The organism is Pseudomonas sp. BCRC 81390 (assembly GCF_030341915.1).
Classification (GTDB): Bacteria; Pseudomonadota; Gammaproteobacteria; order Pseudomonadales; family Pseudomonadaceae; genus Aquipseudomonas.
The window spans coordinates 1-24,711 of record NZ_JATAAG010000083.1 but is presented as its reverse complement, the minus strand read 5'-3'; the positions used below and the strand labels follow the sequence as shown (position 1 = coordinate 24,711).

General features: G+C 65.7%; 22 protein-coding genes and 1 riboswitch. Of the genes, 9 read left to right on the top strand and 13 right to left on the bottom strand.

The window, feature by feature from the left end; genetic code table 11:
• The 5 genes from mdcE to mdcA are packed head-to-tail and all read right to left on the bottom strand — an operon-like array spanning position 1 to position 4,494.
• Positions 1-792 (bottom strand): biotin-independent malonate decarboxylase subunit gamma, encoded by a 792-nt coding sequence (gene mdcE, locus QSV36_RS23290; RefSeq protein ID WP_289134889.1) that lies wholly within the window; start codon positions 790-792, stop codon positions 1-3.
• The gene (locus QSV36_RS23285; RefSeq protein WP_289134886.1) at positions 789-1,637 is read right to left on the bottom strand and encodes a biotin-independent malonate decarboxylase subunit beta; all 849 of its coding nucleotides are present in this window, start codon (positions 1,635-1,637) and stop codon (positions 789-791) included. Before QSV36_RS23285 ends, mdcE begins: the two co-directional genes overlap by 4 nt.
• Positions 1,630-1,929 carry a malonate decarboxylase subunit delta gene (locus QSV36_RS23280; RefSeq protein ID WP_289134883.1) on the bottom strand — a complete coding sequence of 100 codons (300 nt, stop codon included), beginning with the start codon at positions 1,927-1,929 and terminating at the stop codon, positions 1,630-1,632. The genes QSV36_RS23285 and QSV36_RS23280 overlap by 8 nt, the downstream gene beginning before the upstream one ends.
• A 1-nt stretch (position 1,930) precedes the next feature.
• On the bottom strand, positions 1,931-2,833 hold the full coding sequence (locus QSV36_RS23275) for a triphosphoribosyl-dephospho-CoA synthase (RefSeq protein ID WP_289134881.1): 903 nt from the start codon (positions 2,831-2,833) through the stop codon (positions 1,931-1,933).
• Positions 2,833-4,494: a malonate decarboxylase subunit alpha gene (gene mdcA / locus QSV36_RS23270; protein ID WP_289134879.1), complete on the bottom strand. Its 1,662-nt coding sequence runs from the start codon at positions 4,492-4,494 to the stop codon at positions 2,833-2,835. The genes QSV36_RS23275 and mdcA overlap by 1 nt, the downstream gene beginning before the upstream one ends.
• A 299-nt stretch (positions 4,495-4,793) precedes the next feature.
• Here mdcA and QSV36_RS23265 point away from each other — a divergent pair, with 299 nt between their 5' ends.
• Positions 4,794-5,864 (top strand): enoyl-CoA hydratase/isomerase family protein, encoded by a 1,071-nt coding sequence (locus tag QSV36_RS23265; protein ID WP_225777569.1) that lies wholly within the window; start codon positions 4,794-4,796, stop codon positions 5,862-5,864.
• 16 nt (positions 5,865-5,880) lie between these two features.
• Positions 5,881-7,032, top strand: a complete 1,152-nt coding sequence (locus QSV36_RS23260) for an acyl-CoA dehydrogenase family protein (protein WP_289134875.1) — start codon at positions 5,881-5,883, stop codon at positions 7,030-7,032.
• A 157-nt stretch (positions 7,033-7,189) separates the two neighbouring features.
• Here the strand turns inward: QSV36_RS23260 and QSV36_RS23255 are convergent, their stop codons facing one another.
• Positions 7,190-8,122, bottom strand: a complete 933-nt coding sequence (locus QSV36_RS23255; RefSeq protein ID WP_289134872.1) for a LysR family transcriptional regulator — start codon at positions 8,120-8,122, stop codon at positions 7,190-7,192.
• Positions 8,123-8,242: 120 nt separating this feature from the next.
• Between QSV36_RS23255 and QSV36_RS23250 the strand changes: the two genes are divergently transcribed.
• Positions 8,243-8,503, top strand: a complete 261-nt coding sequence (locus tag QSV36_RS23250; protein ID WP_225777567.1) for a DUF2790 domain-containing protein — start codon at positions 8,243-8,245, stop codon at positions 8,501-8,503.
• 1 nt (position 8,504) lies between these two features.
• Here QSV36_RS23250 and QSV36_RS23245 read toward each other — a convergent pair whose 3' ends face one another.
• Positions 8,505-9,197, bottom strand: a complete 693-nt coding sequence (locus QSV36_RS23245; RefSeq protein WP_289134870.1) for a tRNA (adenine(22)-N(1))-methyltransferase — start codon at positions 9,195-9,197, stop codon at positions 8,505-8,507.
• Positions 9,198-9,334: 137 nt separating this feature from the next.
• Between QSV36_RS23245 and QSV36_RS23240 the strand changes: the two genes are divergently transcribed.
• Both QSV36_RS23240 and QSV36_RS23235 read left to right on the top strand, forming a co-directional pair.
• Complete coding sequence (locus tag QSV36_RS23240; RefSeq protein ID WP_225777565.1) at positions 9,335-9,715, top strand: RidA family protein; 381 nt, start codon at positions 9,335-9,337, stop codon at positions 9,713-9,715.
• A gap of 237 nt (positions 9,716-9,952) precedes the next feature.
• The gene (locus QSV36_RS23235; RefSeq protein ID WP_289134865.1) at positions 9,953-11,953 is read left to right on the top strand and encodes a peptidase U32 family protein; all 2,001 of its coding nucleotides are present in this window, start codon (positions 9,953-9,955) and stop codon (positions 11,951-11,953) included.
• 62 nt (positions 11,954-12,015) lie between these two features.
• Here the strand turns inward: QSV36_RS23235 and QSV36_RS23230 are convergent, their stop codons facing one another.
• Positions 12,016-13,341: a sigma-54 dependent transcriptional regulator gene (locus tag QSV36_RS23230; protein WP_289134862.1), complete on the bottom strand. Its 1,326-nt coding sequence runs from the start codon at positions 13,339-13,341 to the stop codon at positions 12,016-12,018.
• 343 nt (positions 13,342-13,684) lie between these two features.
• On the opposite strand from QSV36_RS23230, the gene QSV36_RS23225 reads away from it, so the two are divergent.
• Positions 13,685-13,951 carry a hypothetical protein gene (locus tag QSV36_RS23225; protein WP_225777562.1) on the top strand — a complete coding sequence of 89 codons (267 nt, stop codon included), beginning with the start codon at positions 13,685-13,687 and terminating at the stop codon, positions 13,949-13,951.
• Between the two features lie 106 nt (positions 13,952-14,057).
• On the opposite strand, the gene QSV36_RS23220 is transcribed toward QSV36_RS23225, so the two are convergent.
• From QSV36_RS23220 to cobW, 4 genes are all read right to left on the bottom strand, one after another.
• Positions 14,058-14,624 carry a vWA domain-containing protein gene (locus QSV36_RS23220; protein WP_353853262.1) on the bottom strand — a complete coding sequence of 189 codons (567 nt, stop codon included), beginning with the start codon at positions 14,622-14,624 and terminating at the stop codon, positions 14,058-14,060.
• A 101-nt stretch (positions 14,625-14,725) separates the two neighbouring features.
• Positions 14,726-15,745, bottom strand: a complete 1,020-nt coding sequence (locus tag QSV36_RS23215) for a magnesium chelatase ATPase subunit I (RefSeq protein ID WP_289134859.1) — start codon at positions 15,743-15,745, stop codon at positions 14,726-14,728.
• Between the two features lies 1 nt (position 15,746).
• On the bottom strand, positions 15,747-19,508 hold the full coding sequence (gene cobN, locus QSV36_RS23210; protein ID WP_289134856.1) for a cobaltochelatase subunit CobN: 3,762 nt from the start codon (positions 19,506-19,508) through the stop codon (positions 15,747-15,749).
• 3 nt (positions 19,509-19,511) lie between these two features.
• Entirely contained in the window at positions 19,512-20,579 is a 1,068-nt protein-coding gene (gene cobW / locus QSV36_RS23205; protein WP_289134853.1) for a cobalamin biosynthesis protein CobW, read from the bottom strand.
• 100 nt (positions 20,580-20,679) lie between these two features.
• A riboswitch (cobalamin riboswitch) is annotated at positions 20,680-20,892 on the bottom strand.
• 366 nt (positions 20,893-21,258) lie between these two features.
• On the opposite strand from cobW, the gene QSV36_RS23200 reads away from it, so the two are divergent.
• Positions 21,259-22,278, top strand: a complete 1,020-nt coding sequence (locus tag QSV36_RS23200) for a branched-chain amino acid aminotransferase (RefSeq protein WP_225777558.1) — start codon at positions 21,259-21,261, stop codon at positions 22,276-22,278.
• Between the two features lie 80 nt (positions 22,279-22,358).
• On the opposite strand, the gene QSV36_RS23195 is transcribed toward QSV36_RS23200, so the two are convergent.
• Positions 22,359-22,814 (bottom strand): multidrug/biocide efflux PACE transporter, encoded by a 456-nt coding sequence (locus QSV36_RS23195; protein ID WP_289134846.1) that lies wholly within the window; start codon positions 22,812-22,814, stop codon positions 22,359-22,361.
• Between the two features lie 93 nt (positions 22,815-22,907).
• On the opposite strand from QSV36_RS23195, the gene QSV36_RS23190 reads away from it, so the two are divergent.
• Together QSV36_RS23190 and QSV36_RS23185 are read left to right on the top strand one after the other, a co-directional pair.
• Positions 22,908-23,804, top strand: coding sequence for a LysR family transcriptional regulator (locus QSV36_RS23190; protein WP_289134843.1), 897 nt, complete (start codon positions 22,908-22,910; stop codon positions 23,802-23,804).
• Between the two features lie 104 nt (positions 23,805-23,908).
• A partial coding sequence (locus QSV36_RS23185) for a T6SS effector BTH_I2691 family protein (RefSeq protein WP_289134840.1) occupies positions 23,909-24,711 on the top strand: 803 nt, incomplete at its 3' end.

Below are 24,711 nucleotides of genomic sequence, written 5' to 3'. Positions count from 1 at the left end.
TCAAACGGCCTGCCATTGCTGGCGCAGCTGTTCGCGTACCTGGCGCGAGGCGCTGCGCTGCTCGCCCGCCAGCCGCGATGACAAATCGGTCGAGGTGCCGATATCCCGCACGGCTTCGGCCAGGCAGGCGCGCACCCGGGCGATGTCGGCGGCGCTCGGTGCCTCGGCGTCCGCTACCGCCAACCGCCGCCACAGCAAGCCGAGGGACGCGTAGCTGGCCAGGTCATAGGCCATCGGCGGCAGCTCGGCAGCCAGCGCTTCCAGTTGCTCGACGCTGCGCAGGGTAATCCGCGCTGCCGCCGCCTTGCCCATGGCGTGCACCATGACCCCGGCATCGTCCAGGGCGATCAGGCGCTGGGCCTGGTAGCCGTGGGCCAGGAAGGCACCGGACATGGCCTTGCCGACCAGCAGGCCGATCACCGGGTGCCCGGCCAGGCGTGCCTGGGCATAGGCCTGCACCGCAGCCGCCAGCGCCTGGTGAATGCCCAGCGCTTCCTCGCGGCGGCCATAGGCCTGGCTGGGCACGTCGATCACGGCGACGATCGCCCGCTTCTGGCTGTCACGGTCAGCCTCGACCGCCTGGCGCACCGCCTTGGCCAGGCCCCAGCCCTCCAGCAAGCCGACTTCGCCCGAGCGGGCCCGGGGGAACGGGTTGTCGGCATCCGGCACCACGGCGATGAAGCGCGCCAGGCGGTTATCCAGTTCACCGTCGACTACCCGCAACGACGCCGGGTAGCCCGGCAAGGCTTGCCCGCCGGCCAGGCCCGGCAGCCAGTTCAAGGCACGGTTCATTGGCGTTCTCCTTGGTAGAGGGCGCGCACAGCGGTGGCGTCCAGTTGCGGGCAGGCAGCACCCAGCCGGGCCAGGCGCGCAAGAAACCAGTCGTGCTGGCTGGCACGCTGCCTGGAAGGCTCGTCGAGCAGTTGCAGCAAACGTTCGCGCAGGGCCTCGAGGTCATCGGCCACATAGCCATCCGCCAGCCCGCTGGCATGGCGCTGCTCGCCACCGCTCAGGGCCCAGATGAACGGCCGGTCGCTGGCGTCGTATTCGGCGATGCCGGCCTCCTGTTCGATCACCTGTGGGCCGTTGAGGCCCAGGCGCGCCTCACGGGTAACCAGCAAATGGCTGCACAGGCCAGCGGCGATGGCCATGCCGCCGAAGCAGCCGACCGCGCCTGCGACCAGCCCGATCACCGGCTGCCATTCGCGCAGTTCGACGATCGCCGCCTGGATCTCGGCAATCGCGGCCAGCCCCAGGTTGGCCTCCTGCAGGCGCACACCGCCGGTTTCCAGCAACAACACGGCACAGGTGGGGATGCCGTTGCGGTTGTCTTCGCAGGCCAGTTCCAGCGCAGCCGCGATCTTGGCTCCCCCCACCTCGCCCATGCTGCCGCCCTGGAAGCCGCCTTCGATGGCCGCGACCACGGCGTTGCGCCCGTTCAACCGCCCCTTGGCGATGACCACGCCATCGTCGGCCTGCGGCACGATGCCCTGGCGTGGCAGCCAAGGCGACATCAGCCGGTCGAACGGCCCCAGCAGCTCGCGGAAGGTGCCGGGGTCGAGCAAGGCGCGGGCACGCTGGCGGGCGCCCAGTTCGACAAAGCTGCGGCTGCGCAGCAAGCGTGCGGTGTCAGTCATGGGCGATCTCCTCGAAGCCTTGTTCCAGGCGCAGGCGGACCACGCCTGGGGTGGCGCCGAAATCATGGATGTCTATATTCATGGCCGGCCAGGTGTGGCCCTCGAACAGGCGCTGGAATAACTGCGTCCAGCGGGCGCCGCTACCGTTGACCGAGGTCATCACCTGGATCTGCACGGTGCCAGCGCTACCCGGTTCGATCAGCACTTCGAGGTCGCCAGAGCTGACGCAACCCACCAGCGTGCGGCCACGGCCCGGTTCGGCGGCGGGGAATTGAAAGGTCAGGGTTTCCATGTCACAGACTCCCGGCTTTGTCGAGGAACAGGCAGGCGGCCAGCAAGTCGGCGGCACCGCCCGGTGAGGCGTTGAGGCGCAACAGTCGGGCATCCAGCGCACGCAGTTGGCGGCGACCGCCAAGGGTGGCACTACCGCCGGCATCCAGTACCGCGCGGGCACCTTGCTGCACGGCTTGCAGGCCTTGTGGGCCGGCGCGCCAGAGCACGCAGGTATCGCTGAGCACGGCCATGATCGCCAGCAAGGCGTCAAGCCGGGCGTGCGCCTCGCTGGCACCGTTGGCGCGGCTGCGCCGCAGTTGTGGCAAGCCGTGGCCGATGACCGCAGGGAAGCCTTGCTGGGCCTGTTCGCGGGCGCCTCCCGAGCCATAGCGGCGGCGCACCTGCTGGCCGTGGCTGTCGTGCGCAATCGTGGCCGGATCGTCAAGCAGTGCGATGCGCCCGGCGCGGGCGGCCAGGGTAGCGGCGTCGGCGCAGCTATCGAGGGCCCTGGACGCGACCAGCAGGCCCAGTGCCCAGATGGCACCACGGTGGGTGTTGACCCCGCCGGTGGCAGCCAGCATCGCCGCCTCGCCTTCCCGGCCGATATGGCCGAGGCTGGCACGCAGCGCCTGGCTGACGCTGCCGGTCGCCTGGGCGGCTTCGGCCATTTGCCGCAGGCACGGCCACAGGGCCAGCGCCGAAGCATGCATCAGGGCCAGGGTCATGTCGTGGTGGGCGCCGTTGTCGCGGCGGTCGACCAGGCCGGGCTTGGGCGACAGGTCGGCTTCGTCGATCAGGGCTTCCACGGCCAGGTCGGCCAGGTGGTCGGCCAGGGTGATTCCGCTTGGCCTGGCTGTGCTGTTCACCGGCAAGCCCGGCGCTACAGCGACCGCAGCGGTTTCAAGGATGTCGAGTGCGTTCATCACCAGCTCCTGAACCGTGCGGGCGGGTTGTACAGGCCGCCGGACCATTCGACCAGGTCGGCAATGCTGCGCGCGGCCAACAGCTCGCGGCGGGCGTCGGTGCGGCGGATGCCGAGGTCTTCCGGCAAGGCAACCAGGCCCTGCTGGCGCAGGCGCAAGGTATCCTTGGGGTCGTGACGCAGACCGATGACAGTGACCCCGGCCACAGCGGCGATCATCTGCTGGCGCTCTTCGAGGCTGCGCGCCTTGTACAGGTAGGCAATACCCTCTTCGGTCAGCAGGTGGGTGACGTCGTCGCCATAGATCATCACCGGTGCCAGCGGCATTCCGGCTGTCCTGGCCACCTCCACGGCATCCAGGGTTTCGACAAAGGTGGGCTTGCCGCCTTCCTGATAGGTCTCGACCATCTGCACCACCAGCTTGCGGCCACGTTCGAGCAGCGTTTCCGGCACGGTCATGTCCAGCCACGCCGGGGTTGCATGGCGCCGGCCACGCGGGTCGTGGCCCATGTTCGGCGCACCACCGAAGCCGGCCAGGCGGCCACGGGTCACGGTCGAGGAATGGCCATCGCCATCCACCTGCAGGGTGGCGCCGATGAACAGGTCGACGGCGTACTGCCCAGCCAGCTGGCACATCATGCGGTTGGAGCGCAGCGAGCCATCGCGGCCGGTGAAGAACACATCGGGGCGCTGGGCGATGTAGTCCTCCATGCCCAGTTCGGTGCCGAAGCAGTGCACGCTTTCCACCCAGCCGGTCTCGATGGCCGGGATCAGGGTCGGGTGTGGGTTGAGCGTCCAGTTGCGGCAGATCTTGCCCTTCAGCCCCAGGGACTCACCGTAGGTCGGCAGGATCAGTTCGATGGCCGCGGTATTGAAGCCGATGCCGTGGTTCAACGACTGCACCTGGTGTTTTTCGTAGATGCCGCGGATCGCCATCATCGCCATCAGCACATGCACCGGCTTGATATGGCGCGGGTCACGGGTGAACAGCGGTTCTATATAGAAGGGCCGGTCAGCAACCACCACGAAATCCACCCAGGATGCCGGAATATCAACCCGCGGCAGGTCAGCGGCGCGGTCCACCAGCTGGTTGACCTGGGCGATGACGATGCCGTCACTGAAGGCGGCAGGTTCCACCAGCGCCGGGGTGTCTTCGGTGCTGGGGCCGGTGTAGAGGTTGCCGTCGCGGTCGGCCATGAAGCCTGTCACCAGGGTGACGTTGGGAATCAGGTCCACCAGCAGCCGCGAGTACAATTCGATGTAGGTGTGGATGGCTCCCACTTCCAGCAGGCCGTCTTCCAGCAACTGGCCAATGCGCAGGCTCTGCGGGCCGGCAAAGGAAAAATCCAGTTTGCGCGCGATGCCGCGTTCGAACAGGTCCAGGTGCTCGGCGCGGCTGACACTGGGCATGATCATGTGCAGGTCGTGCAGGCGCCCGGGGTCGACCTTGGCCAGCGCACGCGAGAGAAAGTCGGCCTGCTTCTGGTTGTTACCTTCCAGTACTACCCGGTCGCCAGGGGCCAGCAGCAGCTCCAGGGCTTCGACGATACGTTCGCTGGGCAGCACGACGCCATCGGCGAGGTGGCGTACCCGGTCAAGGCGACGCTGTTTCTCGGCGCGCCGTCGCGACCATTGCGGCGGTGGATTCTGTGTTGTTGTCATGGTGACTCCACGGGTTCGCTGTCGTGGGGCCACCTTAGGGCCGGGGTGGCTGGCGCATCAATCAAGCTCACGGACTGATCGTTACGGTAAAGTTAACGAACGCCGGGCTTGGCTGCCTCACGTTCGAGTGCCGGACAAATTGTTGCTAGAGTGGCGATAGGCTTGCCCAAGGCAAAAATGCAGAATCCCCCTGCAGATTTGTCGATTGTGCACGGCAAATTCGCATGACAGGATTCTGCGATCCTTCAGCGAACTCCAGACTTCACTTGGAAAATCAATAACAAAGCAGGGAGAACGCAATGACTGCGCACGCTACTACCTCAGCCACCGACCCTGTGCTGGCCGAAGTCCGCAACCACATCGGCCACCTGACCCTGAACCGCCCTGCCGGCCTCAATGCCCTGACCCTGGACATGGTGCGCAGCCTGCGCCGGCATTTCGACCTGTGGGCCAACGACCCACAGGTGCAAGCCGTGGTACTGCGTGGCGAGGGCCCCAAGGGCTTCTGTGCCGGTGGCGACATCCGTTCGCTGCATGACAGTTTCAAGGCTGGCGAAACGCTGCATGAAACCTTCTTCGTCGAGGAATACGCGCTCGACCTGGTCATCCACCATTACCGCAAGCCGGTACTGGTGCTGATGGACGGCTTCACCCTGGGCGGCGGCATGGGCCTGGCCCAGGGTTGCGAGCTGCGCGTGGTCACCGAGCGCAGCCGCCTGGGCATGCCTGAAGTGGGCATCGGCTACTTCCCGGATGTCGGCGGCAGCTATTTCCTGTCGCGCCTCCCCGGCGAGCTGGGCACCTACCTGGGCGTCAGCGGAACCCAGATCCAGGCCGCCGATGCGCTGTACTGCGGCCTGGCCGACTGGTACCTGGCCAGCGACAAGCTCGCGGCCCTCGACCAGGGCCTGGACCAGCTGCGTTTTGGCGACCACCCGCTCAAGGACCTGCAGAACCTGCTGGCCAGGCTCGGCACCCAGGTGCTCGACGATGCCCCGCTGGAGAAACTGCGCCCGGTCATCGACCACTTCTTCGCCCTGCCCGATGTGCCGGCGATCGTCGAGCAACTGCGCGCGGTCAGCATCGGCGATAGCCACGCCTGGGCCGTGGCCACCGCCGACCAGCTGGAAAGCCGCTCGCCGCTGGCCATGGCGGTTACCCTGGAGATGCTGCGCCGCGGCCGCCACCTGGGCCTTGAGGACTGCTTTGCCATGGAGCTGCACCTGGACCGCCAGTGGTTCCAGCACGGCGACATCATCGAGGGCGTGCGTGCGCTGATCATCGACAAGGACAAGCAGCCACGCTGGAACCCGCCGACCCTGGCCGCCTTGCAGCGCCAGCGCGTCGAACAATTCTTCGAAGGCCTGTGAGCCGGGGAGTACACAGATGCAAGACCTGGAACTGAGCGAAGAACAGATCATGATCCGCGACATGGCCCGGGACTTCTCCCGTGGCGAGATCGCCCCGCATGCCCAGGCCTGGGAAAAGGCCGGCTGGATCGACGATGGCGTGGTACGCAAGATGGGCGAACTGGGCCTGCTCGGCATGGTCGTGCCGGAACAGTTCGGCGGCAGCTACACCGACTATGTCGCCTACGCCCTGGCCGTGGAAGAGATCGCCGCCGGCTGCGGTGCCACCGGGGCGATGATGAGCATCCACAACTCGGTGGGCTGCGGCCCGCTGCTGGCCTATGGCACAGCGGAGCAGCAACAGCAGTGGTTGCCGCGCCTGGCCAGCGGCGAAGTGATCGGCTGCTTCTGCCTGACCGAACCGCAGGCCGGCTCCGAAGCGCACAATCTGCGCACCCGCGCCGAACTGGTGGACGGCCACTGGGTAATCAACGGCGCCAAGCAGTTCGTCAGCAACGCCCGCCGCGCCGGGTTGGCGATCGTCTTCGCGGTGACCGACCCCGAGCTGGGCAAGAAAGGCCTGTCGGCATTCCTGGTACCCACCGACAACCCGGGCTTCAAGGTCGACCGCAGCGAGCACAAGATGGGCATCCGCGCTTCTGATACCTGCGCGGTGACCTTCGACAACTGCCGCATTCCCGCTGCCAATATCCTCGGTGAACGCGGCAAGGGCCTGGCCATCGCCCTGTCCAACCTCGAAGGCGGCCGGATCGGCATTGCCGCGCAAGCCTTGGGCATTGCCCGCGCCGCATTCGAGGCGGCGCTGCAGTACTCACGTGACCGCGTGCAATTCGGCAAGCCGATCAACGAGCACCAGAGCATCGCCAACCTGCTGGCTGACATGCAGGTACAGGTCAACGCCGCGCGCCTGCTGATCCTGCATGCCGCGCGCCTGCGCAGCGCCGGCAAGCCGTGCCTGTCGGAGGCGTCACAGGCCAAGCTGTTCGCCTCGGAAATGGCCGAGCGGGTGTGTTCGATGGCGATCCAGGTGCATGGCGGGTATGGTTACCTGGAGGACTACCCGGTGGAGCGCTACTACCGCGATGCGCGGATCACGCAGATCTATGAAGGCTCGAGCGAGATCCAGCGGATGCTGATTGCCCGGGAGCTGAAGCACTACCCGATTTAAGGCCTTGCGCGCCCCCTCAGCGGCCTTGTATCGCGACGGGGCCGCAACGCCGTTCCGAGGATGTCAGCTTCGAGACACAACTTGCCGGGGCCGCCATGCGGCCCGGTCGCGACATAAGGCCGCCGACAAAGGCCAGCGTTCGCCACCCCGCACTCGGCTATCGCCAATAGCGCGCATCATCCACCACCCTGGCATGCCCCTCGAACAACGCCGGCAACTGCTCCTTGAGGTAGTCGATCCAGGTCCGCACCTTGGCATCCAGGTAATGGCGTGATGGGTACACCGCGTACAACGCGTTCTCCCTCAGCCGGTACGGCGCCAGCAGCCGGCACAAGCGCCCTTGTTCGATCGCCTGGCTGGCGGTATAGAACGGCAGCAGGCCAATACCCATGCCCAGTTCGCTGGCCACCAGCATAGCGTCGGCGACGTTGGTGGAGAAACTGTCGTTAGGGGCGATCACGCACTGGTCCACCCCTTGCGGAAACACCCAGTCCCCTTCGTACATCGGGTAGGCCATGCGCAGGCAACGGTGCTGGTGCAGGTCTTCCGGGCGCTCAGGTACGCCATGGGCTTGCAGATAGCTGGGCGCCGCACAGGGGATGCTGAAGATGTTGCCCAGCGGCACGGCGATCAACTGTGAGTCCGGCAGGGCCCCGTCCACGGTGATCACCACGTCATGCCCTTCGGCCAGTGGATCCGGATTGCGCTGGGACAGGGTCAGCTCGATCACCACTTCCGGGCACAGCGCGTTGTAGCCGGCCACCAGCGGCATCAGCAACAACCCCAGCCCGTGCGGGCAATGCAGACGCAGGTGGCCACGCGGGGTCAGGTGTGCACCACGGGCTTCGCCCACCGCTTCTTCGGTCAACAGCAGGATCTGCCGGGCACGTTCGAGAAACCGCTCGCCGGCCTCGCTCATGCGCAAACGCCGCGTCGTGCGGTGCAGCAGGCGGGTCTGCAGCTGGTTTTCCAGCTCGGCAACAATGCGCGACACCTGCGCTGCGGAAATGTCCAAGGCATTGGCAGCCGCAGCGAAGCTGCCGCATTCCACTACCCGGGCGAAGGTACGCATGGCATGCAGCATGTCCATGAAGGGCTCCTTGTTCGATGTATTCTTGCGCCATAGGCAGGAATCTATCACGGATTGGCCCATTTATTGTGGATGACCAATGAATACATCATGAGTCATCCATTCAAGAAGGAGCCTGCCATGAAACGCTCGATCGCTGCCCTTGTCGTTGCCACTACCCTCGCCTCGTTCGGTGCCTTCGCCGATACCGGCAGTAGCCAGCCGGTGCGCAGCCAGTACCAATACGGCATGCCGCTGGACGTGGCCAAGGTCATTTCCATCACGCCACCCAGCAATGCCGCCGACTGCCAGGTTGGCACCGCGCACATGGTGTATGTCGACCATCAGGGGCAGAAGCGCGAGATCGACTACCGGGAAATGGGCAACTGCTCGCAGCAGTGAGTCAGGCCAGTACCGCGTTGATCCAGCCCACCTGCTGGTTGAAGTCATCGATCTTCGCCTGAGGCACCGCATCGCGGGCACGTTCGAAGTTGGCCAGGGTCTGCTGCTTCTGCCGCAGCATGCGCCGCCACTTGACCAGGAACGCCTCGCTCTTCTCCTGCAACAGCACCGGGCCGAAGTACAGCTGTTCAGCGCTGTATGTCGCCGTGCCGGGCGCGGCGACGATGATCTCGTAGTCGAAGCGGTTCTCCCGCAACAGCTCCTCGCTGACGATGCGCAAACCGTTGTCCATCAGCCATTGGCGCAGCTCGCGCTCACCGCCATTGGGCTGCAGCACCAGGCGGGTGACGCCGGCCAGGCGCTGCTTGCCGGCCTCGAGAATGTCACGCATGGTATCGCCGCCCATGCCGCAGATGCTGATCACCGAGATTCGGTCCTGCGGCTCGATCGCTGCCAGGCCATCAGCCAGGCGCACGCTGACCCGGCCTTCCAGGCCGTTCCTGCGCACGTTGCGCCGGGCCGAGGCGAATGGCGTTGATGCGACCTCGCCGGCAACCGCTGCCTCCAGCACGCCGCGCAACATCAAGGCCACCGGCAGGTAGCCATGGTCCGAGCCGATGTCGGCCAGGCGCGCGCCCTGTGGCACATGGGCTGCCACGCGCTCCAGGCGCCTGGACAATGTCTGTTCGTTCAAGGTAGCCCCCTGGCTTTGCAATGGGCCGCGATTCTGACGGCGAACGCCGCGCATTTCAAACACCGGGCTGCCCTCGACCGGGCCAGCATGCTCGCGTAGGCTTGCCGCTTTCCTTCCGTTGCAAGGCAAGACACACCATGGCAAATGCAGACATCATCTACACCCCGGACCCGGACGCCGAGTCGATCTCCTCTGACGTCGCCGAATTCAATGGCGTGCTGGTCTCCACCCAGATCCCGACCCACGCCGATGGCAGCCTGGAACTGGGCGACATCGTCGCGCAGAGCGAGTGCACCCTGCAGGCGCTGAAGGTTGCCCTGGAAAAGGCCGGCAGCGGCATGGACCGGGTCTTGCACCTGACCATCTACCTCACCGACATGGCCGACCGCGCGGCGTTCAACGAGGTGTACCAGCGTTTCTTCAGCAAGCCCTGGCCGGTACGCGCCGCAGTCGGCGTGGCCGCGCTGGCGGTGGAAGGCATGCGCGTGGAAGTGACCGCGATGGCCGCCAAGCGCTGATCGATCCATAGCGCACAATCCGTGCAGGAACGGCCTTGCGTCGCGAAAGGGGTGCGCAGCGCCCCCAGGCCATCAGCTATCGCCAGGGCCGCGTTGCGGCCCACCGCGACGCAAGGCCGCTCTACACCGAACCGTATCCGCTACCCGAGTTGCACCTCTCGGCAGCGCAATGATGCCGCCGGCCGCTTTCGCCGCTACAATGCCCGCCTAACCGTGCCAGCCCGAACCTAAAACGACATGTCCCTTCCAAAGAACCACCTGGAACTGCTCAGCCCTGCCCGTGACGTCGCCATCGCCCGCGAAGCGATCCTGCACGGCGCTGACGCCATCTATATCGGCGGCCCGAGCTTCGGCGCGCGCCATAACGCCTGCAACGAAGTCAGCGATATCGCCGGCCTGGTCGAGTTCGCCCATCGCTACCACGCACGCGTTTTCACCACCATCAATACCATCCTTCACGACAACGAACTGGAACCCGCGCGCACGCTGATTCACCAGCTGTACGACGCCGGCGTCGACGCCCTGATCGTGCAGGACCTGGGGGTGATGGAGCTGGACATCCCGCCGATCGAGCTGCACGCCAGTACCCAGACCGACATCCGTACCCTGGCGCGGGCCAAGTTCCTCGACCAGGCCGGGTTCTCCCAGCTGGTGCTGGCCCGCGAGCTGAACCTGCAGCAAATCCGCGCCATCGCCGCCGAAACCGATGCCGCCATCGAATTCTTCATCCACGGTGCGCTGTGCGTGGCCTTCTCCGGCCAGTGCAACATCTCCCACGCGCAGACCGGCCGCAGCGCCAACCGTGGCGATTGCTCGCAGGCCTGCCGCCTGCCCTATACGCTGAAGGATGACCAGGGCCGCGTGGTGGCTTTCGAGAAGCACCTGCTGTCGATGAAGGACAACAACCAGACCGCCAACCTGCGCGACCTGGTCGAGGCCGGCGTGCGCTCGTTCAAGATCGAAGGCCGCTACAAGGACGTGGGGTATGTGAAGAACATCACCGCCCACTACCGCAAGGAACTCGACGCCATCCTCGAGGACCGCCCGGACCTGGCCCGCGCCTCCAGTGGCCGCACCGAACATTTCTTCGTGCCCGACCCGGACAAGACCTTCCACCGGGGCAGCACCGACTATTTCGTCACCGACCGCAAGGTCGACATCGGTGCCTTCGACTCGCCAACCTTCACCGGCCTGCCGGTGGGCGTAGTGGAAAAGGTCGGCAAGCGTGACCTGCAAGTGGTCACCGAAGTGCCGCTGACCAACGGTGACGGCCTCAATGTGCTGGTCAAGCGCGAGGTGGTGGGCTTCCGCGCCAACATCGCCGAACTGCGCGGCGAGTTCGAGGAAGACGGCGAAAAACGCTACCGCTACCGCGTCGAGCCCAACGAAATGCCCGAAGGCCTGCACAAGCTGCGGCCCAATCACCCGCTGTCGCGCAACCTCGACCACAACTGGCAGCAGGCCCTGCAACGCACCTCGGCCGAGCGCCGGGTCGGCGTGCAGTGGCATGCGGTACTGCGCGAGCAGCGCCTGGCGTTGACCGTCACCAGTGAGGAGGGTGTCAGCGCACAAGTGGCACTGGACGGGCCGTTCGGCCCGGCCAACAAGCCGCAGCAGGCGCTGGAGCAGTTGCACGACCTACTCGGCCAGCTGGGTACCACGATGTACCACGCCGACAGCATCGAACTGGATGCCCCGCAGGCGTACTTCATCCCCAACTCGCAGCTCAAGGCCCTGCGCCGCGAAGCCATCGAGGCCCTGACCGCAGCACGGGTGCAGGCGCACCCGCGTGGCGGGCGCAAGGCCGAGACCAACCCGCCGCCGGTGTACCCCGAGTCGCACCTGTCGTTCCTGGCCAACGTGTACAACCAGAAGGCCCGCGACTTCTACCACCGCCATGGCGTGCAGCTGATCGATGCGGCCTACGAGGCTCATGAAGAGCATGGCGAGGTGCCGGTGATGATTACCAAGCACTGCCTGCGCTTCTCCTTCAACCTGTGCCCCAAGCAGGCCAAGGGCGTGACCGGCGTGCGCACCAAGGTGGCACCGATGCAGCTGATACAGGGTGATGAGGTGCTGACCCTGAAGTTCGACTGCAAGCCGTGCGAAATGCATGTGATCGGCAAGATGAAAAGCCACATCATCGACCTGCCGACCCCAGGCAGCGCGGTGGCCCAGGTGGTCGGCCACATCAGCCCGGAAGACCTGCTCAAGACCATTCCGCGCGGGCCACATTGACCTTGGCTTGCAAGCGCCGCTGCGGCTAGGCCCGGTTCTCCAGCACCGGGCAGGCCGCCCGTTCAGCGTATCTGGTGCTTGTGCAGCAAGCGATAGAAGGTCGGGCGCGAGATGCCCAGTACCTTGGCTGCCACGCTCAGGTTGTCACTGTGCCGGTCGAGCACATCGCAGAGGGCCTGGCGCTCGGCCCGGTGCTTGTACTCCTCCAGCGTGCCCAGTGGCGAGCGGGCCTGGTCTGGCGTTTCCAGGCCCAGGTCCTGCGCCTCGATTTGCCGGCCTTCGGCAAGTACCAGCCCGCGGCGAACCCGGTTGGCCAGCTCGCGGACATTGCCCGGCCAGTCATGCCGGCCCATCGCCGCCAGGGCGTTGTCGCTGAACGAACGCGGGCGGCGCCCGGTTTCCGCGCTGTAGAGCTGGGCAAAATGGTTGGCCAGCATGGGCAGGTCGCCATGCCGGTCGCGCAACGGTGCGGTTACCACCTGCAGGACGTTGAGCCGGTAGTACAGGTCTTCGCGAAAACGCCCTTGCTCGATAGCCCTTTCCAGGTCCACATGGGTGGCCGCGAGCACGCGCACATCAACCGGGATCGGCTGGCTGCCTCCCACCCGTTCGATGTGCTTTTCCTGCAGAAAACGCAGCAGATTGGCCTGCAATTCCAGCGGCAGGTCACCGATTTCGTCGAGGAAAAGCGTGCCACCGTGGGCGGCTTCGATGCGCCCGCTCTTGCGCTGGTGAGCACCGGTGAAGGCGCCCTTTTCGTGGCCGAACAATTCCGACTGGATCAGGTGCTCGGGGATCGCCCCGCAGTTGATGGCGACGAACGGTTGCTCGCTGCGCTGCGACTGGCGATGCAGGGTGCGGGCCACCAGCTCCTTGCCGGTACCGCTTTCCCCGCGAATCAGTACCGGTGACTCGGTAGGCGCCAGCTTGCCAAGCAACTTGCGCAACTCGCGGATCGGCCGGCTTTCACCGAGTAGCTCATGGCTGGAGCCGTCCAACTTGCGCACACCCCTGCCGCGCAGGCGGGCCATACCGAAGGCACGACCGAGGGTGACCTGGACCCGGGAAACGTCGAACGGCAGGGTATGGAAGTCAAAAAACCACTCGCAGACAAAATCACCGACCGCCGGCATGCGCAGCTGTTCGGCGCTGAGCACGGCAATCCATTCGGTATTGCTGCGTTTGATCAGGTCCTTGACCGCATCCGGGTGCCGCAGGTGCCCGGCCTGCAAGCGCAGCAGGCCCACATCGCACGGATGATGCAGCGCGGCGCCGAGCATGCAGCTGTTTACATCCCAGCCTGCGATACGCAGGCCTGGCAACAAACGGTGGCAGTCATCGCAAGGGTCAACGATGAGCAAACGGCGTTGGGCGGCTGGCTGTTGCATGACCGATCCTTGGCGCCAGTTTTTGGTTTTTTGAAATAAAACAGCAAGTTGTGGCGCCCGATTAACAGTAGCAACGAAGTTGACGGTTCCCAGTACCGTCTGTCTGCCGAATTATTTTTTTACAATCTGTCATGGGAATTTTCGCACTTTATCGACATCACATGGCGGCCAGGGCAGCAACGGAAGCCCGCCTTGCAAAAATTTTTACAATGCCTGTGTGACTTGCCCCCGGACATTGAGCATCAGTACACATAACCCCGCGCTGCAGTTCGCGACCACTGAGGCGACTTCCAGGCAACGCGGACTTTATCTGGATGTTTGGGACCAATAGAGAGACCGAACCATGAATGCCCCGCTCCGTGTCAACGAAGCACTGCTGATTGCCGACCACGCCTTCGAACCCTTCCAGTGCGTAGCCTGGGATGCACCCAACGGTACTGGTGAGCTGAGCCTGGCAGTGATCGACCGGACCAGCACTCGCATCGGCAGCAAGCAAGTGTCGTCGCGCATCTATTCCGACCCGGCCCAGTGGGCCAGCCTGCTCGAGGAAGTACGCGCCGAGCTGAGCGAAAAAGGCTACGACCTGCAACCGTGGTCGATGCCGAAATAATATAAGCCGGTCAATCAAGTGCGTGCGCCAGCACGCACTTGTACAACTAGCCTGTTGCTGTTCTGGCTATGTTTCCTGTTGCGACATAGTGTCGCGCAAACCGTTTTCAATCGACGATTCTGAACTGTTGCAAGTGCTGGTAATCCGCTTGCAGTTGTTCTGCCAGACGCTGCGCGCGGCCCAGACGCACCGGCGCCAGTTCCATATCCACCAGCAACGTGGCACACGGCATCGGCTGTACGCCATTGCAATGCTGCAGGCGGCCATCGGTAAACACCAGGCAGCGCTGCGCTTCATGCGGGTAGGCGCGTTGCCGCGCCTGCAGCCAATGCCGGGCCTGTGCCAGTGCCGCGAGCAACGGCGTCCCGCCACCGGCCCCCAAGGCTTGCAGCCACGGCTGCAAGGCGGCGGAAGCCTTCAGGCCATGGCGCTGCCATTGCGGCGCGTGCCCGCTGGCAGTCAGCAGGGCCAGCCGGGCGCGCTGGCGGTATGCCTGGTCGAACAACGCCGCCAGCAGCCCCTTGGTCTGCGCCAGCGCCTGGTGACGCCGGGTCGAGGCCGAGCTATCGACGATAACCAGCCACAACGCTGCGGGGCTGGCCTGGCGCTGCTGCCAGCACAGGTCCTGGCGCAGCCGTGGCCGGCCCTTGAGCAGGGTCGGCAGCCAGGCCACCCGGCCGCTGGCGGCAATGCGCGCGCGGCCCGTGCGGCTACCGTCCTGCTTGCCTGCGCCTGCTTTGGCATCCGGCCCCTTGGCAGTTGGCTGGGGGATGCTCAGGGCTTTTTTGCCCAGTTCGGCACCTCACGGCGGGCACCGCTGGCGACCGGCTGTGCCGGCAGCGCCCCCCAGTCACCCTGCCCGCCCTGCTCACCCGGCTGGCGGGCGCCTTGCGCCAGGGGATGCTGTTCAGCTTGCGGCGGCGCAGATGGGCTGGCCTGCGGCGTGACCCGGCGGCGGTGGCGCAAGGCAAACTCTGCCACCGCCTCGACATCGGCTTCTTCGATGGCTGCGCCGCCACGCCAGGCGCAGTGAGCGCGTGCAGCCCGCAACCAGACCAGGTCGGCGCGCAGGCCATCGACCCCGGCGGCATAGCAGCGCTCGGTGATCCAGGCCAGCGCCTGGTCGTCCAAAGCGATTTCGGCCAGCGCCTGGCGAGCGGCCTGGCAGCGTTCGCGCAATTGCGCCTGAGCCTGGGCCCATTGCGCGCAGAAGGCCTGCGGGTCAGTGTCGAAGGCCAGACGGCGACGAATGATCTGCTGGCGCGCCTCGGGCTCGGGCAAGCCCTCCAGGGCCACATTCAGGCCAAAGCGGTCGAGCAGCTGTGGGCGCAGTTCGCCCTCCTCCGGGTTCATGGTGCCGATCAGGACGAAGCGCGCATTGTGCCGGTGCGAAATGCCGTCACGCTCGACGCGGTTGGTACCGCTCGCCGCCACGTCGAGCAGCAGGTCGACCAAGGTGTCGGGCAGCAGGTTGACCTCGTCGACGTACAGCACGCCGCCATCGGCCTGGGCCAGCACGCCGGGGGAAAACTGCGCCTTGCCCTGGCCGAGCGCGGCATCCAGGTCGAGGGTACCGACCAGGCGTTCCTCACTGGCCCCCAGCGGCAGGGTGACGAACGGCCCCTCACCCAGCAGGTCGGCGAGACCGCGGGCCAGGGTGCTCTTGGCCATGCCACGCGGCCCCTCGATCAGCACACCGCCGATCTTCGGGTCGATGGCGGTCAGGCACAGCGCCAGTTTCAGCGCGTCGGCACCGACCACGGCAGCCAGCGGGAATTGCACGGGTTCACTCATTTCAAGCCTGTTCCTCGCCGTCGAGCAGTTGCTCCTCGAGGGCTTCGCGGTAATCGCCCGGCGCCTGCCACAGGCCTCGCTGCTGGGCCTCCAGCAGGCGCTCGGTAAGGTCGCGCAAGGCCTCGGGGTTGTGCTCGCGCATGAAGTTGCGGGTCGCCGGGTCGAGCACATAGGCATCGGCCAGCGCCTGGTAATGATGATCGTCGATCAGGTGCGTGGTGGCATCGAAGGCAAACAGGTTGTCGACCGTCGCCGCCATCTCGAACGCGCCCTTGTAGCCATGCCGCTTGACCCCGTCGATCCACTTCGGGTTGAGCGCACGGGCGCGGATGACCCGGTTCAGCTCTTCCTTGAGGGTACGGATGCGTGGTCGGTCGGCCTGGCTGTGGTCACCGTGGTAGCTGGCCACAGCCGCAGCGGACAAGGTTTCCGACGCCGCCAGCATGCCGCCCTGGAACTGGTAATAGTCGTTGGAATCAAGCAGGTCGTGCTCGTGGTTGTCCTGGTTCTGCAACACCGCCTGCACCCTGGCCAGGCGCTGGGCGAACTGGGCGCGGGCCGGAGTCCCGTCGTCGCTGCCGCCGTAGGCATAGCCGCCGTAGTTGAGGTAGACCTCGGCCAGGTCGTCGCGGCTGTGCCACAGGCGCCCGTCGATGGCGTTCTGTACCCCGGCCCCGTAGGCCCCGGGCTTGGCGCCGAACACCCGCCAGCCGGCCTGGCGCGCAGCCTGCCCGGCATCCAGCCCTTGCGCCTGCAGCGTGGCACGCTCGCTGCGCACACGGGCAGCCAAGGGGTTGAGGTCGTCGGGCTCATCCAGCGCAGCAACTGCCTGCACAGCGGCATCGAACAGACGAATGAGGTTGCCGAACGCATCGCGGAAAAACCCGGAAACGCGCAAGGTCACGTCCACACGCGGGCGGTCGAGCAGGCTCAACGGCAGGATTTCGAAATCGTCCACGCGCTGGCTGCCGCTGGCCCAGACCGGGCGTACGCCCATCAACGCCATGGCCTGGGCGATGTCGTCGCCACCGGTGCGCATGGTCGCCGTGCCCCACACCGACAGGCCGAGCTGGCGCAGGTGGTCGCCGTGGTCCTGCAGGTGGCGTTCGAGGATCAGGTTGGCCGAGGCGAAGCCCAGACGCCAGGCGGTGGTGGTGGGCAGGTTGCGCACATCCACGGTATAGAAGTTGCGACCGGTGGGCAGCACATCCAGGCGCCCACGGCTGGGTGCCCCACTCGGGCCGGCAGGCACGAAACGCCCTGCCAGCGCGGCCAGCAGGCCGCCGATTTCGGCGTCGCCGCAAGCGTCCAGGCTGGGCGCCACCGCTTCACGCAGGGCCTGCACCACATCATGCACCGGCTGCCACTCGCCCTGCTCCGGTAACTGTACAGTGCCGCCCAGGGCCTGCTCTATCAGCTGCAGGGCTAAAAGTTCGAGGCGCTCGCGGGTGTCGCCACAGGTACGCCAAGGCTCATCACTGATGGCCAGCAGACGCTCGGGCCGCGCACCCTGCCATGGCTGGCCAAGGTCGCAATCGAGCGGGTCGAAGCCCGGCACCAGCGCCTTGGCCAGCACGCGCAGCAGGCTGGCATTGCCGCCGCGACCATCGCCCCGCTCGACCCGTAGCAGCGCCAGCAGGGTATCCACGCGCAGCCGCCCTTGCGGCGACTGGCCGAACACATGCAGGCCATCGCGAATCTGCGATTCCTTCAGGTCGCACAGGTAGGTGTCCAGGCGCGGCAGCCAGACGGCAGCGTCGTCGAGTTGCCCTTCCAGTTGCAGCTCGCGGTCGATGTGGTTGACCTTGACCAGTTCGAGGATGTCGCGCTGCAGCTCGCGCGCGCGCCTTGGGTCGAGCAGTTGCGCTTCATAGAATTCATCGGCCAGTTGCTCCAGGTGGCGCAACGGGCCGTAGGTTTCGGCGCGCGTCAACGGCGGCATCAGGTGGTCGATGATCACCGCCTGTGTACGCCGTTTGGCCTGGGCGCCCTCGCCCGGGTCATTGACGATGAACGGGTAGATGTTCGGCAGCGGGCCGAGCAATGCGTCCGGCCAGCACTGTGCCGACAAGCCGACGCCCTTGCCCGGCAGCCATTCGAGGTTGCCGTGCTTGCCCACGTGGATCACCGCGTCGGCGGCAAAGGCATGGCGCAGCCAGAAGTGAAACGCCAGGTAGCCATGCGGCGGTACCAGGTCGGGGTCGTGGTACACCGCGCTGGGGTCCACCTGGTAGCCGCGTGCCGGCTGGATGCCGACGAAGGTCAGGCCGAAGCGCAGGCCGGCGACCATCAACCGGCCACTGCGGTGCATCGGGTCCTGCTGCGGCGGCCCCCAGCGTTCCAGTACCGCCTGGCGGTTGGCTTCGGGCAGGCGGTCGAAGGCGGCCTGGTAGTCGGCGAGGCTCAGGCTTTGCGCGCAGGGGCGCAGGTCCAGCTGGTCGAGGTCATTGGTCACGCCGCCCAGCAACTGCTGGATCAGCTGCGTGCCGCTGCCCGGCAACTCCGCCACAGGGTAGCCCTCGGCCCGCAGCGCCTTGAGGATGTTCAACGCAGCCGCTGGCGTATCCAGGCCGACGCCGTTGCCAATCCGGCCATCCCGGGTCGGGTAGTTGGCCAGCACCAGGGCCACGCGCTTCTGGGCATTCGGCAGACGCGCCAGCTCGACCCAGCGGCGGGCCAGTTCGGCGACGAAGTCCATGCGTTCGGGGTGGGCACGGTAGCAGACCACATCGGACTGGCTGCGCTCGCTGCGCCAGGCCATGTCCTTGAAACTGACCGGGCGGGTGATGATGCGCCCGTCCAGTTCCGGCAAGGCAATGTGCATGGCCAGGTCGCGCGCGCCCAGGCCCTGCTCGCTGGCTTCCCAGCCGGGCTGGTTATCCTGGGCGCAAATGGCCTGGAGTACCGGGATGTCGCGGCGGAACGGGCGCAAGTTGGGCCGTTCGGGGCTGGACAGGGCAAAACCAGTGGTGTTGACCAGTACCTCGGCGCCAACCTCGTCCAGCCAGGCTTCGACCTGCTCCAGGCAAGCGCTTTCCTTGAGGCTGGCCACGGCGATCGGCAGCGGGTTGAGCCCGGCGGCCTGCAGCCGCTGGCAGAACACGTCGATGAACGCGGTATTGGCCGCCTGCAGGTGCGAGCGGTAGAACAGCAGCGGTGCCACCGGCTGCTCGGGGCGCCACTGCCGGTACCAGTCCTGCAACGTGGCACCGCCCCTGGCCGGGTGATACACCGCGGTGCGTGGCAACGGTTGCGGCTCGTCCCAGGCATAATCGCGGCCCAGCCACTGGCTGGCCAGGCAGTTGAACAGGTTGATGGCGTTGGCCTTGCCGCCCTGGCGCAGGTAATGCCAGAGGCGCTCGGCCTGCTCGTCGCTGACGCTGCCCAGGCGGGTCAGCTCCGGGTCCGGGCGATCATCGCCCGGCACCAGGATCAGTTGCACACCACGGGCAGCCAGCTCGACCAATTGCTCGACGCCATAGCGCCAGTAGCCCACGCCACCGTGCAACGACACCAGGATGACCTTGGCATGGCGCAACACTTGGTCGACGTACAAATCGACCGAGGCATGGTTCTGCACCTGCATCGGGTTGGCCAGGCGCAGGCTGGGGAAATCCTCGGGCAACAGCTCGGCGGTATCGGCGAGCAGTGCCAAGTGCGAATCGCCGCTGCAGAGGATCACCAGCTCGGCGGGGGTCTGGCCAAGGTCGGCAATGCTGTCATCCGGCACGAAGCCGCCGGGCTGGGTCCGCAGCAGGTGCATGGGTCAGGCGCCCAGGGCCTGGCGCAGGCGCGCTTCCAGGCGGGCGGCGTCGAGGTCCTGGCCGATCAGCACCAGGCGGGTGATGCGTGGCTCGTCGGCACGCCAGGCGCGGTCGAAGTGCTTGTCGAAACGGGTACCTACGCCTTGCACGAGCAAGCGCATCGGCTTGCCCGGGATGGCGGCGAAGCCTTTGGCACGGAGGATGCCGAAGTCGCCCACCAGCTGGGTCAGGGCATCGAGCAGCAGGCTTTCGTCGGCCTCTGGCAAGTCGATCGAGATCGAATCGAAGGCGTCGTGGTCATGGTCGTCATGGTCATCGCCGTCATGGTGCGCGTCGTGGTGGGTACGGCGGCCATCGATGTGCGCCTCGGCTTCGGCGCCCACGCCCAACAGCACGTCCAGTGGCAGCTTGCCACTGCTGGCCTCGATCACCTTGACCGCTGGAGGCAGCTCCTCAGCCACTTCGGCGCGGACCTTGTCCAGGCCCGCAGCGTCGATCAGGTCGGCCTTGTTCAGCACCACCAGGTCGGCGCTGGCCAGCTGGTCGGCGAACAGTTCGTGCAGCGGCGACTCGTGGTCGAGGTTGGGGTCGAGCTTGCGCTGGGCATCGACCTGCTCCGGGTAGGCGGCAAAGGTGCCGGCGGCCACCGCCGGGCTGTCGACCACGGTAATCACCGCATCGACGGTGCAGGCATTGCGGATTTCCGGCCACTGGAAGGCTTGCACCAGTGGCTTGGGCAGGGCCAGGCCGCTGGTTTCGATGAGGATATGGTCGAGGTCGCCGCGGCGTGCCACCAGCTCGCGCATGACCGGGAAGAACTCTTCCTGCACGGTGCAGCACAGGCAGCCGTTGGCCAGTTCGTAGACCCGGCCGCTGGCTTCCTCCTCGGTGCAACCGATGCTGCATTGCTTGAGGATTTCACCGTCGATGCCCAGCTCGCCGAACTCGTTGACGATCACCGCGATGCGGCGGCCCTGGGCATTGTCGAGCATGTGGCGCAGCAAGGTGGTCTTGCCCGAGCCGAGGAAGCCGGTGACGATGGTGACGGGAAGCTTGGCCAGTGTTTTCATGTCGCATTGCCCTTGGCAGATTGGCGCGGGCATGCAGGACGACAGCCACAGGCCAGGCCGGCCGGGCTTGTTCGCCACCGGATCACCCCGCCCGGTTGAAAGTCGAAAACGTGACGAGGCAGGTCTCCTGGCTCGCACCACTCCAGTTGCACGCCGCTGCGGCAGGCTGGCAGGACGACGCCTTCCCGCGCGCTGGCGCAGTGGCTGTGTCGATCCGTTGTCGGTGCTTACAGTTGCGGGGGCAGCCGCGGCTTGTACCGCGTTCCCGTCTTAGCTTCGGCCTGGCCGAAGAACCTCGAAGTGGCAAGGCTACGCAGTGGTTGGCGGGTGGTCAACCATTGCCGCTGGGGCTTGCCTCGATATGTGCGGCGCCAGGGAGACCGAGCGCCGCCTGCGCGGCGCATCGCGGATGAATCCGCTCCTACGGTTGTGTCGGGCGAGTAACGCCTGTGGCAGGCGTCATGCGCCAAGGTATCAGCACGCAAATCCCCTCCAGGAGCGGATTTACCCGCGATGCGCCGCGCAGGCGGCACTCGCTCTCCCAGGCGCTGAATGACCTCCGCCAGCAGGGAGTTTCGTGACTGGCCGTTCCCGATCTGCCGCGGATGTATTATGGTGGCGTGGTGCGCATATAACAGCAGCCCGATCGATTGGGCACTTGCAAGACAATGAGGGTGTCATGAGCAACGAAAGCATTAACTGGGACAAGCTGGGTTTCGACTACATCAAGACCGACAAACGCTACCTGTCCGTATGGCGCAATGGCGAGTGGGACAAAGGCACCCTGACCGACGACAACGTGCTGCACATCAGTGAAGGCTCCACGGCCCTGCACTACGGCCAGCAATGCTTCGAAGGCCTCAAGGCCTACCGCTGCAAGGACGGTTCGATCAACCTGTTCCGCCCGGACCAGAACGCCGCGCGCATGCAACGCAGCTGCGCCCGCCTGCTGATGCCGCAGGTGCCGACCGATGTGTTCATCGAGGCGTGCAAGCAAGTGGTCAAGGCCAACGAGAAGTTCGTCCCGCCACACGGCAAAGGCGCCCTCTACCTGCGCCCGTTCGTGATCGGCACCGGTGACAACATTGGCGTGCGCACCGCCCCCGAGTTCATCTTCTCGATCTTCGCCATCCCGGTTGGCTCGTACTTCAAGGGCGGCATGAAGCCGCACAACTTCCAGATTTCCAGCTTCGACCGCGCGGCCCCGCAGGGCACTGGCGCGGCCAAGGTCGGTGGCAACTACGCCGCCAGCCTGCAGCCGGGCGCCGAAGCGAAGAAGGCCAACTTTGCCGACGCGATCTACCTCGACCCGCTGACCCACACCAAGATCGAGGAAGTCGGTTCGGCCAACTTCTTCGGCATCACCGCCAACAACGAATTCGTCACCCCGAAGTCGGCCTCGGTGCTGCCGGGCATCACCCGCCTGTCGCTGATGGAACTGGCGCAATCGCGCCTGGGCCTGACCGTGATCGAAGGCGATGTCGAAATCAACAAGCTGGACCGTTTCGTCGAAGCGGGCGCCTGCGGTACTGCTGCGGTGATTACCCCGATCGGCGGCATCGAGTACAACGGCAAGCTGCACGTGTTCCATGACCTGGAAAAGGTCGGCCCGGTTACCCAGAAGCTCTACAACGAGCTGACCGGCATCCAGAGCGGTGATATCGAAGCACCGGCTGGCTGGATCGTCAAAGTCGCCTGAGGCGCCTTGGTGGAATGAAACGGGGCATGCCAGCGATGGCATGCCCCGTTTTTACTTGCATCCATGGAAGTTGCGCGCTGCTACAGGATTCGTGTCGGGCTGGTGACTCGTTCAGCACGGCGCTGCAGGAACAGGTGCCGCGCCTTGTCGAACACCCAGTTGTACAGCACGGTGTAAGGCAGGATGATCACGAAGAAGCCCAGCTCCACCATGAACGCCTGCACCAGGGAAATATCCAGCATCCACGCCGCCAGCGGCAGGCACCAGACCACCAGCCCCGCCTCGAAACCCAGGCCGTGCACAAACCGTGCGCGGGCCGTCCAGTGGATCCGCTCAAGCCGTACATGGCGATCGACCAGCGCGTTGTAGACCATGTTCCACAGCATCGCGATCAGCGACAGCATCACCGCCAGCATCCCGGTGGTTGCCAGCGACTTGCCCATGAGCCAGGACAACAGCGGCGCACACAGCAGCACGGCGAACACTTCATAACCAACGGCATGAACCAGGCGTTCAATGAAGGAAACGTTTTTCATGGCAAAGCCCATCATATTGCTTGAGTCGTGCTTTCCATTTTCTTTGTTAAAACTGATACTCGCGACATAGCTACCATCGGTTTTATCAATACCATGCGCTACTCACCCGAAGCTCTGCTCGCCTTTGTCGAAGCCGCATCACTGGGCTCGTTCTCTGCGGCAGCGCGCAAACTGCGTAAAAGCCAGTCCACCATCAGCATCGCCATCGCCAATTTCGAGGCCGATATCGGCTGCCCATTGTTCGACCGCAGCGGTCGCCACCCCACCTTGAACCAGGCTGGCCGGCAAGTGTTGAGCCATGTCGAGGCGATTCTCGATGCCAGCGCCCAGCTCGATGCCTTGGCGGTACGGCTGGCGGAAAATGTCGAGGCGCTGGTGTCCGTGGTGATGTCGGACAGTTACAGCGTCACCTTCCAGAGCGCGCTGATGGCCCGCTTTGCCGAGCGATATCCGCATACCGAGCTGCGCTGCGGGCCGTCAGAAGATGCCGACGTGATCGAGCTGATCCAGCAGGGCCTGGCGCAGATCGGCATTCTTGCCGCGCAACCTGGATACCCCGCCGACGTGGCCGTCGCCCGCTTGCCGGAACAAGCGGAGTTCGGCGTGTACGTGGCCAGCGGTCACCCCCTGGCGAACCGGGCACCGTTGCAGATGCGGCACCTCGAAAGCACGCGGCAGCTGTACATCAAGACCTATGCCCCCAGCCCGCACCAGGGCCGCGGCCAGGCCTGGTCGGCGCCGGACTACCTCACCCTGCTGGAGTTCGCCGTGCGCGGGTTTGGCTGGGCCGAACTACCCAGGGCGCTGGTGGCGCGGTTTGGCGAAGGCTTGATCGAGCTGCAGGTGGCCGGTTACCCACGGCGTGTCGCCATGGATGTGGTCTGGTCAGGCCGCCGGGCGCTGGGGCCTGCGGGGCAGTGGCTGGTGCGGCAGATGCTGGGGCAACAGGCTGATCTCGCCGGCACGCAGCCAGCCCGCACCGAACGCTAAACCGAAAATTCCTACAACGTTTTAGGAAGCCCATTGCTCCCCCGCGAAGTCGTTCCTCGCTAGTGTTCTGACCGTTGCGTCAATCACTGGAAAAGGAACGCCTCATGAGCATCAGCAAAGCCATCCACATCGCCATGCAGGAAGAGATTCCCAACACCTACGGGCGCTGTCATTTCTGCGAACGCTCCGGCCTGCCGATCCTGCTGCTGCGCGAAGCCTACGCCCCGCGCCCGGATACCGAGCGCCCCTATCGCCTGGCGCACGACAGCGAAATCACTTTTCACCCGATGCACACCGACCAGTTGCGCCTGTTGCGCCAGGGTTACGTCTACGTGCTGCTCGACCAGGAAATCTGGCAAGCCTACGAGGTTGCGGCAGCCGGGACCCTCAAGCGTTTCCCGGTGTCGCAGATGCCCCTGGCGCCACCCAGGCCAGTGCCCCAGTGGTGCGCCACCGAGGGCCATGACGTCATCGCCTCGTTCATCAACATCGATACCCTGCTCTACCGCAAAGCCTGGATCGCCTTCGCCAACGACCCCTGGCCGCGGGTGGTACTCGACCGCTACCGGCAAGGTATCGCCAGCGGCGACCCGGGCACCCTCGCCCGCTTTGTCGAGGTGGACCTGGACACCGCGCGCAACGACCCTGCCAGCCTCGGCATCGCCATGACCGACAGCTTCCGCTTCGGCCTGGAGGATGTGCTGGAGTTCTCGACGTTTTCCTCCGCCAGGTATGCCAGCGTGCATGGCTTCTACAGCCGCCTGGGGCGCTGGCACGAAACCCGCGTCCAGGCGCGCAACGCCATCCAGCGCGAGCAACTGCCCAACGGCATACTGGCGCTGACAGTGCCCGACCCGGTCGGCATGGTGATGGAGCTGAACGCGCAGCGCACGGGCTGGGTACAGCG